Below are 14,991 nucleotides of genomic sequence, written 5' to 3'. Positions count from 1 at the left end.
AGCACGAACACCTGTTTTTTTTATGAATTATTTTCTACCAAAACTTAATGTCTTATGAACGGTTCAGTTGTACATTTCAGAGAAAGTGAAAGCAATTTGGGGGTAATGAACGAACCCCAGATGGAACAAAATGTAGGGAGAGAAAACACTCCGATGATATCATCAGGTTTCAACAAGGCAAACTTGGTGGTGAAAAGAGCTTCAGATATTCTGATAGCCTTGATGTTTATGGTGATCATAGGGTTTTGGTTATTTCCGATTATTGCCCTGTTGATAAAATTGGATTCCAAAGGACCTGTTTTTTTTAAGCAAAAGCGCCACGGAAAGCATAATGAGCTGTTCTTCTGCTACAAGTTCAGAAGCATGGTGGTAAATCAAGAGGCAGACACCAAACAAGCCACCAAGAATGATGCTCGGGTGACCCGTGTGGGGAGGTTTATCCGGAAGACCAGTATCGATGAGCTACCCCAGCTGATCAATGTTTTTAAAGGTGATATGTCCATTGTGGGGCCACGCCCTCACCCGGTTTCGCTAAACGAACAATTTTCCAGCCAGATCGATGGTTTTATGACCAGGCACCACTCTAAACCGGGTTTGACCGGCTTGGCTCAGGCCAAAGGTTACAGGGGAGAAACCGCTGAGTTTTATCAAATGTACGCACGCTATCGAATGGATATCTTTTATCTCAAAAAATGGAATCCAGTGTTGGATTATAAAATCATCTGGATGACCTTTTTGAGTTTAATGCTCCATCGTGAAAATGCTTATTGATAAAGGCCTCAAATTTCTTCATGATGAAGAGGCTGTCTCATACATAAATAATCCGTCATCACGAGCGGAGTGAAGTGATCTCGATGTGCTTTCATCGCATGTATGACGAGATTGCTTCTTCCGATATCCATCGTAACCGCAATGACGAGGACTTTTGAGACAGCCTCTTTTTTTCATCAAACAAAATAGATCAACTACCATAAAAAAAGCATTGAATGAAGTATTTAGTGACAGGTACGGCAGGGTTTATTGGTTTTCATGTAGCCTTGAAATTGCTGGAAAGAGGGGATGAAGTCATCGGGGTGGACTCCATAAATGATTATTATGATGTCAATCTAAAATATGGCCGGCTTGAAGCCTCAGGGATATCTAGACATGAGATAGGTACAGGAAAGTATGTTCGGTCGGCGGTGTATGGAAATTATACTTTTGTGAAATTTGACTTGGCGGACAAAGCATTGCTTTTTGAATTAATGGCTGCCAACAAGGTGGATGTGGTCATCCATTTGGCGGCTCAGGCGGGAGTCCGGTATTCCCTGGAACATCCAGATGCTTATGTGCAAGCAAACATCCAAGGCTTTTTAAATGTCCTAGAAGCTTGCAGGCAGTATCCGGTAAAGCAGCTGGTATACGCTTCCTCAAGTTCCGTATACGGTGCCAATAAGGCGATGCCGTTTTCGACAGAACATGCAGTGGACCATCCAGTAAGCTTGTATGCGGCCACCAAGAAATCCAATGAGCTCATGGCCCATACCTATAGCCACCTGTTTGGGATTCCCACGACGGGACTGCGCTTTTTTACCGTTTATGGCCCCTGGGGCCGACCGGACATGGCCATGTTTCTTTTTGCAGATGCCATTAGGAAAGGAGAGGTGATCAAGGTGTTTAATTACGGTAAGATGGAAAGGGACTTTACCTATATTGATGATATCGTAGAAGGGGTGGTGAGAGTAGCCGATAAACCCAGAAAGCCAAATCCTAACTGGCATGAGAATCCCACAGTCAGCACTTCATACGCCCCATATAAGATTTATAATATAGGGAACAGTAAACCTGTAAAGCTGATGGATTATATTCATGAGCTGGAGAAAGCAATGGGGAAAAGTGCCCAAAAAGAAATGATGCCCATGCAGGCCGGGGATGTAGTTTGTACTTATGCAGATGTCCAGGATTTAAGCGCGGATACTGGATACAGGCCTGCGACCCCTCTGGAAGAAGGTGTGAAGCAGTTTGTGAAGTGGTATGCTGCATATTATAAAGCATCTGTCCCGCTTGACGAAGTCAAATAAGTGCCCGGTTTATTTCATGTCCAATGGGCGCTTTGGTCCCCATCATCATTTTTCCTATGGTGTGATGGAGAAAAATGATGATGGATCCCAGGCCAATCCTTATGAAATGCTATTAGGTTTTCGGGGCAGCGCACCAGACGACAAGGCATCCAAGGTCATGTAGCCCTAGTTTACGGGGATGGCTTTTCGGTCTTCCAGGATACCTTTTAGTTTTTTAAGAAATCCCCGCCTCATCGGGATGATCTGACCACCTACGGTGAGCTCTTTGGCATTATACGCATGGATATGGTTTACATTGATGGTAAAAGATTTGTGAATGCGTAAAAAGGTCTCGTCAGGGAGTTTTTCGGTAACGTCTTTTAGAATGTCCCGGATCGTATAAGGCTTGGATAAGGTGTGGATTTTTGTGTACAGCCCATCTGCTTCCAAAACCGTGATGTCTTCGACGGGAACAGGGACCATGAAGCCTTTGTCTCTTATTTTTAAGGTTTTTGGCTTGGCTTTCTCTTTGGGGACTTCTTGGTTTTTAAATGTAAGGTAAAGGCAGGTTTTGAGCGTATCGATATGAAAAGGTTTCAATAAATAGCCTTCATACATGACTTTTGAAATTCTATCGAGTATCATTTTATCAGAATAACCTGTTAAAAAAATGATGGGGATTTGATAGACTTCTCTTATTCTCTTGGCCAATTCAATTCCGTCCATATCTCCTTCGATCAAGACATCCATTAGGATCAAATCTGGTTGGTGGTACCGAAGGTAGTCCAGTACAAGGTTTCCATCTGAGATAACGGGTGCCACTGAATACCCCAGGACAGTTAATATTTCTTCCAGGTTTTCTCCCAGGTCCAATTCGTCTTCTACAATTAAAATTTTCTTCATAGTCGTGGTAGTCTAATTGCGTGGTCAAATAATTTCTACTCCAAATGACTTCCCTCCTTGGCTCTTCATAAAGGTAGGAGGTAGCTGTTGGTAAAGCGGTATTTATACCTAATGGAAGTTGGTGTGGCCATCAGGTAACCATCGGTTATTTTTGGGTGAACTGTTGCGTAAATAAGATCGCTCTTGGTGTTTTCTAAAATAGTCTGCCGCGTTGGTGAGAAGTGTTCTTAGCCTTCATTGTTGCGTATTAATTCTACAAAATGAGGTCTTTGTGCTTGGAGTAGTAGGAATGCGGTCAAAAGTTCTCAGTGATGCTTTTAGGGCATTTTAATGCCAGTGGTTATTTTCTTTGTCTTTGTCTGTTCATATAAATGTTTTTTATTCAATGATTATTAATATTTATTATACAAATAAGTATTTAAATTCAATAAGTGTAAATATTCGTAAACGTTTGGTGTCTATTTGTAAATAAATGGTAATCTCGATGCTTTTTATTTGTGTTGAGTTAATAAAGTGCAAATAATGTAATTGATTTGATGTTTTTTGTTTATGAACAATGTGTTTTGGTTAGTGAATTACAAAATATATGCCTTTCTACTGAGGATTTGTAAAATAGTAAAAATTACTTTTAATACTTTAAAAATGTATGGTAAATAGTTCGATTTATATCCTTATAGGGAGAATAGATAGTGGGTTATTGACGTAACTTTTGGAAGGCTTCAGGAATTGCCCTGCCTGGGCCGAGCATCGGTTCATATCAAATTTTAATAAGAAGATTTTGAAAAAACTGTACAGATCCCTGGGGTGGAATAGAAGGGCATCACCTAAGGCAATGACGTGCATTTGGAACATCTACCGGGGAGCCAGGTCATTTTAGGTGGACTTAAAAAAACACCTGCTCTCATTTAATCATCATCAGCAGTAGGGTACGAGTGAACCGAGTCCTTAAAAACACTGTACAGCCGAAAGCTTTAAAGCCAATAATAGATGATGTGTTTTTACTTTTATAATTATTCGTCTTTATAATACGAATATGGCATTGAAATCACCTGATTATTGTTTGTTTGATACTAAAGGAGGTTTTTTGTAAATAAAAATAGATTTAGTGATGAGGTGGTGAGGGCATTTATCGTCATAGTGCTGTGTGAGATGATAAAAAGGGAGAAAATCACCTTTTCTATCGTTTTTTTAAAGGATTTGGGTGGCGATTATCAGCGTAAAATAAGGGGGCTTGCGTTTGGTTTACAAAATCTATCATATGTTTTAGAAAATTTCACTTTTCAAATGATTCGTTCCAATTTCCACTTGTCAATAAGCCCAGAAAACCTGTGGAAGTGAGTGTTCGAAAGAGCCGTTTACCGCAGTATCTTACTTTCAGTCCTGATAACATCAGGGAAAATGCATGGATGGCTTTAGCATAGCATCCAAAAGAACCATAGCCTTTATTTAACTAACTATTATGACCACCACCTTTAGAGCCTTTGTCCTCCCAATGGTATTGTTGTTTTGTTTCACAGTGTTTTCCTGTGTGCCGAACAAGAAAGTGATTTACCTCCAAAATCAGGAGGGTAATGAACCGATTCCTGATGAACAACTCATCAGCTATGAGCAGCCCGAGTATCGGTTGCAATACAATGATATCATAGATATTCAGGTCATGACGGCAGAAGACCTGATCGAATTTGGTTTTAACAGCAGTCAGTCGACCTCTACCAGTAGTATGATGATGGGCCAGATCGCACAGACTGGTGGAGATGTATATTACATGACGGGGTATTCCGTCGATGCCAAAGGAAATGTCCGTATTCCCATCATCGGGGAGCTGAATGTGATGAACCTCACCGTAGAAGAAGTGAGGATAAAAGTCCAAGAAAAGCTAAAGGGCTACCTGTCCTCGGAATTTTATGTGCGGGTCAAACTTGGTGGGATCCGGTTTTCCGCTATTGGCGAATTTAGGCACCCGGGCAAGTATGTGGTCCTCCAAGACCGAATGACCATTTTTGAAGCTATAGCCCAGGCCGGAGACCTTAGTACGGTGGCCAAAAGAGACGAAATTTTACTCATAAGACAATATCCCGAAGGAACGAAACTACATAGGATCAATCTGAATGATCGGCATATCATCGAATCTCCCTACTATTTTATTCAGCCAAACGATCAGATTTATGCAGAACCCATGAAGGTAAGGGAAATAGGTTCTGGCGTCAATGCCACCCAGACATTGACCTTGATCACCTCATCCATCACCGCTTTGGCTTTACTTCTTAACCTTTTTAACTAATGGACCTATGTTAGCGAAGAATACCCATGTAAATCAACTGCCTGAGCTAAATCAGGAAGAAGATGTAGACATCAAGACCATCCTTAACAATTACTTGAGGCATTGGAAAATGATCGTGGCCTGTACATTTATGGGGATAGTTTTGGCCTATGCTGCCAGTAAATTGATGACCCCCATATATAAGGTGAACGGCTCCGTTTTGGTTGGCGAAGAGTCTCAGGATTTGGGAGCTGATTTTCTAGGGGCCAGTTCACTGCTCCAGCCAAAAAACAATATCGAAAACGAAATAGGTATCTTGACCTCTTATGCATTGACCGAGCAGGTCGTAGAGGAGCTTAAACTCAATGTTTCTTATTTCGAGGATGGTTTTTTTGCTAAAGTGAGCAAATACGGTAACATCCCCCTGGACATAACGGTAAATTGGAACAAAGAGCAGTTAGTCGGTGGAATGTTCAAGTTAGAAGTTCTTAGCGAGGAAAAGTACCGATTGTCGATTGATAATGATGAACTCTATATTTATCATCCTTCAGATCCATTTTTTAAAGTGGAGTTAGAGGAGAAATTGGATGGTTTAGAAGGTGAACATGCCTTTGGAGATCATCTGGAGGGAGACCATTTTGAATTTCAGGTCAATAATATCTCCGGGCAACCCGGCGAGACGGTGTTTTTCAAATTTTCAGATACCCATTCCCAGGTGATTAAATACCAAAAGGCCATTAGCGTGGCCCCGACCAATAAGCTGGCTTCCATCCTTCAGATCAGCATGGAAACCCCAAACCGGAAACTGGGACAGGATTTTATCAATAGACTTATGCGCGTTTACCTCGAACGCGAACTCAGTGAAAAAAATAAAGCCACGGCCAATACCATTAGCTTTATTGATGATCAGCTCAATGGTATCACCGATTCTTTGAGCTATTTTGAAACACGCCTGCAGGATTATAGAACCAAGAATCATGTTTTCAATCTTAGTGAAGAAGGCGTGATGATATTCGAAAGGCTTCAGGATTATGAAAAGCAACGGAGTGAGATAGAGCTCAAATTGGATTATTATCATACCCTGGAGAGCTACCTTCAAGGTGAATCGGATGAGGGATTGGTCGCTCCTTCGATCATTGGAAATACGGATCCCTTGTTAAATAGCCTGGTGGTAAAACTGTCCGAGCTTCAAACGGAACGGCTACGGTTAAAATCCACTTATTCCTCTTCTACACCTGCATTGGAGCAGATCAATACGCAGATCAAAACGACCAGACAGTCCGTTTTAGAAAACACGAAGTCGGCTATAAAAAATACGGAAAGTGCATTGGCAGAAATAGCCAATAGAATCAATCAAGTCGAACAGGAAATTAACAAGTTGCCAGAGACGGAAAGGAACCTGCTGGGGATCCAGCGAAAGTTTTCCATCAATGAAAACATCTATTTGTATTTACTCCAAAAAAGGGCCGAATCCCAGATCGTCTTGGCTTCCAATACCCCTAAACACTCCATCCTGGACACTGCCAGGGCAGCAACCAAGCCGGTAGCGCCCAAGACATTGATCAACCTTGTTTTAGGAGCATTTGTCGGGTTGTTTTTTCCAGTTGGATTTATTTTCGTCAGAAACTTTTTCAACAACAAGATAGAGGACCCCAAGGAACTGGAGGAACAGATTCCGGTCCCGCTTATTGGCATGATAGGGAAAAATCCGGCAAGCCACGAAAATGTGCTGACAGTGCTCAATAGGCCAAAATCTACGATTTCTGAAAACTTTAGGAGCCTACGGGCCGACATGACTTTCCTAAGTCCCGGGGCGAAAAAGCTAACGATACTTTTTACCTCTTCGGTATCCGGAGAAGGAAAGACGTTTTGCGCAGTGAACCTGGCCTCTGTTTATGCGATGATGGGGAAAAAGACCATTTTGATCGGGTTGGATCTCCGTAAACCAAAGATCGCTGAGGAATTCGGTATGATAAACGACCGTGGAGTAAGTACTTGTCTGAGCGTAGGCATGCCTTGGAAAGAAGCCGTAAAACCGTCTGGCTACGACCAATTGGATGTGCTCCTTTCTGGGCCGGTTCCGCCAAATCCAGCCGAGCTACTGGCACAAAATTATTTTACAGAAATGATCGAGGACATTAAAGCACATTATGATGTGTTGATCCTGGATTGTGCACCCGTAGGCTTGGTGTCAGAGACCAAAGAACTCTTTTCCCTTGCCGATATCAATATGTACGTGTTCAGGCAAAACTATTCCCCAAAGGCAAACCTGCAGATTTTGCGTGGACTGGTGGAGAAAGGCGGCGTAAAAAAGATGTATTCGCTATTAAATGATGTCGATTTCGAAATGGGCCATTACGGATTTGCCTATGGATATGGATACGGATACGGATCCAATGGATACCATGAAAACGAGAAAGAACAAGCCAATTGGCTAGGAAAGCTAGTTGGTAAAAAATAAGCCCAGGGTAACCGCTTCAACCATTGTTGATAGTTGATTTAACAAGTGTCCCGGTCACAGGCCGGGGCACTCCCAAAGCGGAGCTAGCCAACTGACCGGTAGCAGAATTTTTACGAAAAGCTACAGGAGATTATCGCCTTTAGCAGGCGATTAAAGTACGGTTTAGGGGGCAAATTCACTTGATTATCATTTAATTTCATTTCATTAATAATTAGTGATTTTATATTAAAAAACATGTAATTAAAGTGTTTTTTAATATTATATTTATAAATAATGATCTTTACAATTGTCTTCGCTAAGTTCATGAAATATGGGACTGACGGGGCGAAGCTGTATCTGGGCATGATCTACATGATCCCAAAACTTTAGACTTAATAATCACATTTAGAAAATGCCTGGCGAACCTTATTGGGGTTTTAGGACAGTGCCCAGCGGGCGAAGAAACTTTATTATTTACTCACTATTTGAAGCAAAAGATGAAAAGAATTTTAGTGACAGGAGGCTCGGGATTTTTAGGATCCCATCTCTGCGACAGACTACTGAAAGAGGGGAATGAAGTATTGTGTGTGGACAATCTTTTTACCGGTAGAAAATCAAATATCCACCATCTGCTGGATGAGAAGAACTTTGAATTTCTCCGGCATGATATCACCTTTCCGCTTTACGTAGAGGTGGATGAAATTTATAACTTGGCTTGTCCGGCAAGTCCGGTTCACTATCAGTTTGATCCTGTCCAGACCGCCAAAACCTCAGTGATCGGTGCCATTAACATGCTGGGACTGGCCAAGAGGTTAAAAGTAAGGATCCTACAAGCCAGTACTTCCGAGGTATATGGTGATCCGGAACTCCATCCCCAACCAGAAAGCTACAAAGGTAGTGTCAATACCACTGGCATCAGGGCTTGCTATGATGAGGGAAAACGGTGTGCCGAAACCTTGTTTTTTGATTACCATCGCCAACATGGCGTGGACATCAAAGTGATGCGGATCTTTAATACCTACGGCCCCAGGATGCATCCAAACGACGGCAGGGTGGTGAGCAATTTTATTGTACAGGCCCTCAAAGGGGAGGACATTACCATTTTCGGTGATGGGCTACAAACGAGGAGTTTTTGTTATGTAGAGGACCTGATTGAAGGTATGTATCGTCTGATGAATTCAAGAGACGGTTTTACGGGGCCGGTGAACATCGGAAATCCTGGTGAGTTTACCATGCTTGAACTGGCTCAGGAGATCTTGGATTTGGTGGGCAGTGGAAGCCAACTGAAGTTTTTGCCACTTCCCCAAGATGATCCCATGCAGCGTCAACCCATCATTCACATGGCCAAGAAGGAATTGGGGTGGGAACCAAAGGTAAGGCTCCGTGAAGGCCTTATTGAAACCATAAATTATTTTGATCGGATTTTAAAAGTACCGGTATGAGCAAGATCGTGAACGTAGTGCTTTCAGGGGGCGTGGGCAGTCGGTTGTGGCCACTCTCCAGGAAGAGTCGTCCCAAGCAATATTTACCGATTTTCGACGGGGAAACCTTGTTTCAAAAGACAGTGGCCAGAAACCGATCGATAGCCGATGAAGTACTGGTGGTAGGCAATAAGGATAACTATGAATTGTCCAGGAAAGACATGGCTGCCAGCAAGCTGAGCCAATACAGGGAACTGGTGGAAGCCTGCCCCAGAAATACCGCTGCTGCCATCGCATTTTCTGCTTTTCACTGCCATGAGGAAGATGTGCTTTTTGTGACTCCATCAGATCACCTCATAACACCTGGCACGGCTTACCAAACCGCCGTAAAACGGGCCATACAGCTGGCCAATGAAGGAAACATCGTAACGTTTGGGTTAAAGCCTAGCCATCCAGAAACCGGGTATGGTTACATCGAAGCGGTTGGGGAGGATGTTAAAGACTTCCATGAAAAACCCGAACAGGAAAAGGCGGATAATTTCTTTAAACAAGGAGGATATTTGTGGAATTCAGGCATGTTTTGCTTCCAAGCAGGGGTTTTCCTTGCCGAATTGAGAAGGTATGAAACGGAGATTTTCGATCAGGCCTATGGGGCATATATGCTTAAGAAGGAGATTTTTCTGCCAGAAACCGAATCCCTGCGCATTCCGTCACTTTCGGTGGATTATGCCGTGATGGAGCGATCCAAAAAAATCAAGGTGGTAGCAGCCGATTTTGAGTGGTCCGATATGGGATCATTCGAGGCGATTTACGATTACCTTGGCAAAAAGGGGCACCACCTGGATGACTCCGGAAACATGGTCATCGGAACCAACACCCATATCGAATTTACAGGCTTGACCAATACGCTTTTGATCTTTACCAAAGATGCCGTGCTGGCCCTGAAAAAGGAAAATTCACAAGAAGTCAAGGACGTGTTCCAGCGACTTGAAAACGAACGGCCGGAACTGGTCATGTGAAACACTTAAGAGGCCAAATCACCAACGTCCAACACGAATGAACGCAGCAAACAGGGTAGTATTTAACACTGGAATCCTTTATGGAAGGATCATCATCACCGTGGGCATCTCATTGTTCACGACCAGGATTGTTCTGGATGCATTGGGGGCAGAGGATTATGGTATTTTTAACCTGATCGCAGGGGTAATTGTGATGCTGTCTTTCTTGAAAAATGCCATGGCGACCTCTACCCAGCGTTTTTTGTCCTTCTTTCAAGGAAAAAAGGACAAAGTAATGCAAGCCAAGATTTTCTGGAACAGCATGTTCTTCCATTTGATGCTCGGGCTGGCATTATGGGGAATCCTGGAGCTGGCAGGGTTATTCTTGTTTGATGGCTTTCTGAATATCCCCGCAGATAAACTTGGCGAGGCCAAATTGGTCTATCATTTTATGGTCGTCAATGTGTTTTTCCTCATACTGTCTGTTCCTTATAATGGTTCCTTGGTGGCCCATGAGAATATGGTTTATGTGGCACTGGTAAACATTTTGGAGGTATTGATGAAATTGGCCATTGCTTTATTTCTGTACCAAACTTCCGGAAGTAAGCTCATCATTTATGGACTGCTAATGGCCGGCATCAGCAGTGTGAGTTTTGTAGTCTATGCGGTTTTTTGCATCAAATCCTATGAGGAGTGCAAAATCTCAAACCGCCAAAAAATAGATAAACCACTGTTAAAGGAACTTGGATCCTATGCGAGTTGGAACTTATTTGGTTCCCTATGCAGCTTGGGAAGGACGCAGGGCCTTGCGGTGATTTTGAACTTGTTTTTTGGGGCAATTATCAATTCTGCTTATGCGATTGCTAACCAAGTCAGTGGGCAATTGATGTTTTTATCGACCACCATGCTGAAGTCCATCAATCCACAGATCATGAAGAGCGAAGGCAATGGAGATCGAAAACGAATGCTTCGCCTGGCCATGATTGCCAGCAAGTTTGGATTCTTTTTGTTGAGCATTGTGGCGGTCCCGTTCATTTTTGAGATGAACAATATTTTGGGGGTTTGGCTGAAAGAGGTGCCTGATTATGCGGCGGTTTTCTGCCAAATGGTCCTGGTAGGTTCCATTATCAATCAGCTGACCATCGGACTGCAATCGGCCATTCAGGCTACGGGGAGGATAAAGGCATATCAGGCCACGGTCGGAGGGGTGTTGTTGCTTAATCTCCCGTTGGCTTTCTTGTTGTTGGAAATGGGCTTCGCAGCCTATTCCGTATTGGCAGGATACATTGTCGTGGAATTTATCGCTTGTTGTTTAAGGCTATACTTTTTGAACAGACTGGCAGGGCTTTCTGTCCGACAATACTTTGATCGGGTGATTCTAAAGGAAATTGTACCATTGCTGGTATTGGTGGGGACATGTTTACTGTCCATCAATATCCTCGATTTCGAATTCAGGTTTTTGTTCACCATGGCTTTGGCAGCCACGGCTACTGCAATCGCGATAAACTTCTGGGGACTTTGCGAAGATGAAAAGGAAATAGTCACCAAGGGGATCCAGAAAATTAAAGAGAAGATAACCAAAAAAAAGCAACTGGCATTTAAATAACGCATCTATGGAGTATTTATACTATAAAACAAAAAAAGGAAACTTCGGCGACGACCTGAACGGTTGGTTATGGCCAAAGCTATTTGGTGAGGAAGATTCTTCAGATGACCTGGCTTTTTTAGGAATAGGCACCATTTTATATGAACATAATAAGCATATCATTGGCGCTCGAAACAAAAGAAAGGTGGTTTTTGGCACCGGAGTCCGACCGGTATATAAGCAGTTTCCTATGGATGATCAATGGGACGTTCGATTTTTGAGGGGGCCACTCTCTTCCAACCACTTTAATAGAAAGTTCGATTATATTTCTGATGCAGCTTATGCCCTCCAATTGCTCCCTGAATTTCAGCAAATAGCCCAGACGAGTAAACAGTACGAGGTCAGTTTCATCCCTTACTTTAAGTCTGAAAGCTATTTTGATTGGAAGAGCATTTGTAAAGAACTGGGTATACACTACATCACCACCCATACTGATTTAGGGATCGAATATACCTTGAGAGAAATAGCGGCCTCTAAATTTGTGATCTCTGAGGCCATGCACGGAGCCATTTTAGCTGATATTTTCAGGATCCCCTGGAGACGTTTTATTTTGACGACACCTTATACAGAAGGGGAGCGGGTAGCTGAATTTAAATGGACGGACTGGATGAATTCCGTAGAGATCTTTCAGCATGACCCACTGTATATCCCACTGTACAAAAAGGGAAGATTTCATTCCATGATTAAAAGCCTTACGGGAGGGAATGTGGCGGCCGATGTGATGTTAAAAAGCAAGGTGAAAGATCAAATTCTCAAGACACTTTCCCAGCAGAATATTAGCTATGACTTGTCTTCCGACCAAAGGGTAAATCAGGTATTTTCCCAGATAGATGAGGAAGTCGCGGTCCTGAATCAGAAACTTCACAAGCCGGTTTTTTGATGAAGGTAGTATATGTGACATATCCTTGGTTCTTGGATTTTTCTATTGAGTATATAAAGGAATTGGCCAAACGTGTGGACCTTCATGTGTTTGTGATCACCTCTGAAGGGAAATTATCATCGACCATCTTTAACCTCACTTCAATACCTCATCATAACTCCAAAGCGATTTATCCCTTTTCGGCCATCAAGGACGAGTTAAAAGATGCGGCATTTTTTGACCCTTATATTATGGATTGCAAGTCTTTTGATTTTGTTTTCTTTCCGAAAAGGCGCGTAGGTATGGATGGAATAAAAAAGAACAAGCAGCTGGCTAAAATGATTAACGCCATCGCTCCTGATGTGATTCATTTCGATGATATTTCCATAGAGTTATTTGCATTGCCACTTTTTGTGAAGTGCCGCAAATGGGTGATAGATGTGCACGATCCCAAACCACATTCAGGAGAGCAGGATTGGAGAAGAAAATTGATCAGAAGCCTGATGTACCCAAGAGCGGATTTTTTTCTCACGTTTTCTGAGCATTCAAAAAAGACTTTCCGGGCCATTTACGGTAACAAAAAATCGGTTCATAATCTTTCATTGGTTCCATACACCTTTTATGCCAATTACGAAAGCAGTACCTCAGCAATACCGCTTCCTGACAATTATCTTTTATTTATCGGAAGGGTGTCCCAATACAAAGGCGTAGATGATCTATTGAAGAGCTTCCAGGCGCTTTCCAAACGGCATCCAGATCTAAAATTGGTCATCGCGGGAAAATGGAAGGCCAATTTCGCTGTCCCGGATGAATTGGTGAAGAGTGAGCGGATTACCATCATCAATCGCTTTTTGGAGAACGAGGAAGTGGCTGCTTTGGTAAGGCACAGCAGGGCCGTGATCTGCCCGTACAAAGATGCGACCCAAAGTGGTGTGGTGATGACATCCTTTGGACTGGAAAAAAAAGTAATCGTTTCCAACGTCGGCGGGCTACCCGAAGCAGTTTCCGAAGAATGTGGTTTGGTATACGATCGTCAAGACGAAGAGGGATTGACCAAGGCCTTAGATACGTTCCTTGGCAAAGACATAAATGAAGAGGTTTTCCAGCCTAAAAATGAAAACTCGGCGGCATACAATACGGCACAACTTGTAAAACTATACCAGGCAATTTGACATGAAAGTTATGGGCTCAAAGGAATTAATATTAATCACTAAAAGGTTTCCTTTTTTCAAGACGGAAGCTTTTCTGGAAAGTGAGATTAAGCTGGTGGCGAAATGCTATGATAAAGTAACGGTCTATCCGTATGAAATAGGAAGTTACTGCAGAAAAGTACCTGAAAATGTAGTTGTCAATTGTTCATTTTCGGAAGCTTACCAAAGAAAAGTCTCCCGAGCCATCCAGGCCTTGTTTTCCAGCGATTTTATAAAGGCCGTATGGGCGCACCGGAAAAAGCTAAAGTCATGGAAGGATGTGGCCATGCTGCTAAAATTTATCTCCAATGGAAGGGCTTATGCACATTTCTTTGAGGGCAAAGCTGAATTGCTCCAGAAGACAAATGTCGTTTACACCTATTGGTTCAACGAGGCCACATATGGCTTTTTACAGCTAAGGGAATCCGGAAAGATGGCCGCATCGGTCATCAGCAGGGCGCACCGCTTTGACATTTATGAAGATGCACCGAACGTCCGTTCTTTTTGGCCCTATAGGAAATATTGCTTGGATCAGTTACAAGCCCTTTATTCCATTTCTGAGGATGGAAAAAGCTTCCTCGAAACCAAATACGGAAATAATTCCGCTATAGAAGTATCGAAATTAGGTGTTTTTGATAAGCAACAGGTGGCCCGAAAATCAGGAGATGGGAGGTCGGTGATCGTTTCAGTATCCAGGGTTGCTCCGATGAAGCGGGTGGATTTTATCAAAAAGGCTGTCATCCAATATGCCTTAGAACATCCTCGGCAGCACGTTAAATGGGTGCATTTTGGTGATGGCAATGGCTGGGACAAACTTAGGGACAAAGCAGGTGTCCCAAGCAATTTGACCATTATCCTAAAAGGATATGTCAAAAATGAAGCGATTTATACCTACTACGCCGAGCAGCCTGTCGATCTGTTCACCAATCTCAGCTCCACAGAGGGGATACCCGTATCGATAATGGAAGCGATTTCGTTTGGGATCCCCATTGTCGCCACCAAAGTAGGGGGAACAGGGGAAATCGTCGGTGCAGAAACCGGAAAATTATTACCTCCCAATCCCACCTTGACTGAAGTAGTGGAAGGTTTTACAGAAGTATTGGAGAAAAATATTCCAGCTGATCAGGTGAGGGAGTTTTACCATGAAAATTTTAATGCAGAGAAAAATTATGCTGCATTTGCCCAATCCCTTTCTGCATTAAGTACTCCTACCAAACAATTTCAGCTAACGTAAGA

At 42.8% G+C, this 14,991-nt stretch carries 12 protein-coding genes; 11 read left to right on the top strand and 1 reads right to left on the bottom strand.

Features of this window, described 5'->3' with window-relative positions; all coding sequences use genetic code 11:
- Window positions 1-54: 54 nt before the first annotated feature.
- From ECHVI_RS18505 to ECHVI_RS23755, 3 genes are all read left to right on the top strand, one after another.
- Window positions 55-771 (top strand): sugar transferase, encoded by a 717-nt coding sequence (locus ECHVI_RS18505; protein ID WP_015267559.1) that lies wholly within the window; start codon window positions 55-57, stop codon window positions 769-771.
- 215 nt (window positions 772-986) lie between these two features.
- Window positions 987-2,060, top strand: coding sequence for an NAD-dependent epimerase (locus ECHVI_RS18500; protein WP_015267558.1), 1,074 nt, complete (start codon window positions 987-989; stop codon window positions 2,058-2,060).
- The gene (locus ECHVI_RS23755; protein ID WP_157501525.1) at window positions 2,044-2,223 is read left to right on the top strand and encodes a hypothetical protein; all 180 of its coding nucleotides are present in this window, start codon (window positions 2,044-2,046) and stop codon (window positions 2,221-2,223) included. The genes ECHVI_RS18500 and ECHVI_RS23755 overlap by 17 nt, the downstream gene beginning before the upstream one ends.
- Window positions 2,224-2,225: 2 nt before the next feature.
- Here ECHVI_RS23755 and ECHVI_RS18495 read toward each other — a convergent pair whose 3' ends face one another.
- Window positions 2,226-2,942 carry a LytR/AlgR family response regulator transcription factor gene (locus ECHVI_RS18495; RefSeq protein WP_015267557.1) on the bottom strand — a complete coding sequence of 239 codons (717 nt, stop codon included), beginning with the start codon at window positions 2,940-2,942 and terminating at the stop codon, window positions 2,226-2,228.
- 1,459 nt (window positions 2,943-4,401) lie between these two features.
- Here ECHVI_RS18495 and ECHVI_RS18480 point away from each other — a divergent pair.
- The 8 genes from ECHVI_RS18480 to ECHVI_RS18445 all read left to right on the top strand — a co-directional run bounded on the left by ECHVI_RS18480 (window position 4,402) and on the right by ECHVI_RS18445 (window position 14,989).
- Window positions 4,402-5,223, top strand: a complete 822-nt coding sequence (locus tag ECHVI_RS18480; RefSeq protein WP_015267556.1) for a polysaccharide biosynthesis/export family protein — start codon at window positions 4,402-4,404, stop codon at window positions 5,221-5,223.
- A gap of 7 nt (window positions 5,224-5,230) precedes the next feature.
- Window positions 5,231-7,663: a GumC family protein gene (locus ECHVI_RS18475; RefSeq protein WP_015267555.1), complete on the top strand. Its 2,433-nt coding sequence runs from the start codon at window positions 5,231-5,233 to the stop codon at window positions 7,661-7,663.
- Between the two features lie 476 nt (window positions 7,664-8,139).
- Complete coding sequence (locus ECHVI_RS18470; protein WP_015267553.1) at window positions 8,140-9,084, top strand: UDP-glucuronic acid decarboxylase family protein; 945 nt, start codon at window positions 8,140-8,142, stop codon at window positions 9,082-9,084.
- Window positions 9,081-10,082, top strand: a complete 1,002-nt coding sequence (locus ECHVI_RS18465) for a mannose-1-phosphate guanylyltransferase (protein ID WP_015267552.1) — start codon at window positions 9,081-9,083, stop codon at window positions 10,080-10,082. Before ECHVI_RS18470 ends, ECHVI_RS18465 begins: the two co-directional genes overlap by 4 nt.
- Before the next feature lie 37 nt (window positions 10,083-10,119).
- A complete protein-coding gene (locus ECHVI_RS18460; RefSeq protein ID WP_015267551.1) occupies window positions 10,120-11,667 on the top strand; it encodes an MATE family efflux transporter in 1,548 nt (515 codons plus the stop codon).
- 7 nt (window positions 11,668-11,674) lie between these two features.
- Window positions 11,675-12,586 (top strand): polysaccharide pyruvyl transferase family protein, encoded by a 912-nt coding sequence (locus ECHVI_RS18455; protein WP_015267550.1) that lies wholly within the window; start codon window positions 11,675-11,677, stop codon window positions 12,584-12,586.
- Entirely contained in the window at window positions 12,586-13,737 is a 1,152-nt protein-coding gene (locus ECHVI_RS18450) for a glycosyltransferase family 4 protein (protein WP_015267549.1), read from the top strand. The genes ECHVI_RS18455 and ECHVI_RS18450 overlap by 1 nt, the downstream gene beginning before the upstream one ends.
- A 1-nt stretch (window position 13,738) precedes the next feature.
- Window positions 13,739-14,989, top strand: a complete 1,251-nt coding sequence (locus tag ECHVI_RS18445; RefSeq protein WP_015267548.1) for a glycosyltransferase — start codon at window positions 13,739-13,741, stop codon at window positions 14,987-14,989.
- Window positions 14,990-14,991 lie beyond the last annotated feature (2 nt).

Origin of the sequence: Echinicola vietnamensis DSM 17526, from assembly GCF_000325705.1 — a bacterium.
Taxonomy (GTDB): domain Bacteria; phylum Bacteroidota; class Bacteroidia; order Cytophagales; family Cyclobacteriaceae; genus Echinicola; species Echinicola vietnamensis.
The sequence above is the reverse complement of the archived record's forward strand: the minus strand, read 5'-3'. Positions and strand labels throughout refer to the sequence as shown.

Bases quoted from the DNA above. Each gene is read 5' to 3' on its own strand.
- ECHVI_RS18505 (WP_015267559.1), top strand. From the start codon at position 55: ATGAACGGTTCAGTTGTACATTTCAGAGAAAGTGAAAGCAATTTGGGG.
- ECHVI_RS18500 (WP_015267558.1), top strand. From the start codon at position 987: ATGAAGTATTTAGTGACAGGTACGGCAGGGTTTATTGGTTTTCATGTA.
- ECHVI_RS18495 (WP_015267557.1), bottom strand. From the start codon at position 2,942: ATGAAGAAAATTTTAATTGTAGAAGACGAATTGGACCTGGGAGAAAAC.
- ECHVI_RS18480 (WP_015267556.1), top strand. From the start codon at position 4,402: ATGACCACCACCTTTAGAGCCTTTGTCCTCCCAATGGTATTGTTGTTT.
- ECHVI_RS18475 (WP_015267555.1), top strand. From the start codon at position 5,231: ATGTTAGCGAAGAATACCCATGTAAATCAACTGCCTGAGCTAAATCAG.
- ECHVI_RS18470 (WP_015267553.1), top strand. From the start codon at position 8,140: ATGAAAAGAATTTTAGTGACAGGAGGCTCGGGATTTTTAGGATCCCAT.
- ECHVI_RS18465 (WP_015267552.1), top strand. From the start codon at position 9,081: ATGAGCAAGATCGTGAACGTAGTGCTTTCAGGGGGCGTGGGCAGTCGG.
- ECHVI_RS18460 (WP_015267551.1), top strand. From the start codon at position 10,120: ATGAACGCAGCAAACAGGGTAGTATTTAACACTGGAATCCTTTATGGA.
- ECHVI_RS18455 (WP_015267550.1), top strand. From the start codon at position 11,675: ATGGAGTATTTATACTATAAAACAAAAAAAGGAAACTTCGGCGACGAC.
- ECHVI_RS18450 (WP_015267549.1), top strand. From the start codon at position 12,586: ATGAAGGTAGTATATGTGACATATCCTTGGTTCTTGGATTTTTCTATT.
- ECHVI_RS18445 (WP_015267548.1), top strand. From the start codon at position 13,739: ATGAAAGTTATGGGCTCAAAGGAATTAATATTAATCACTAAAAGGTTT.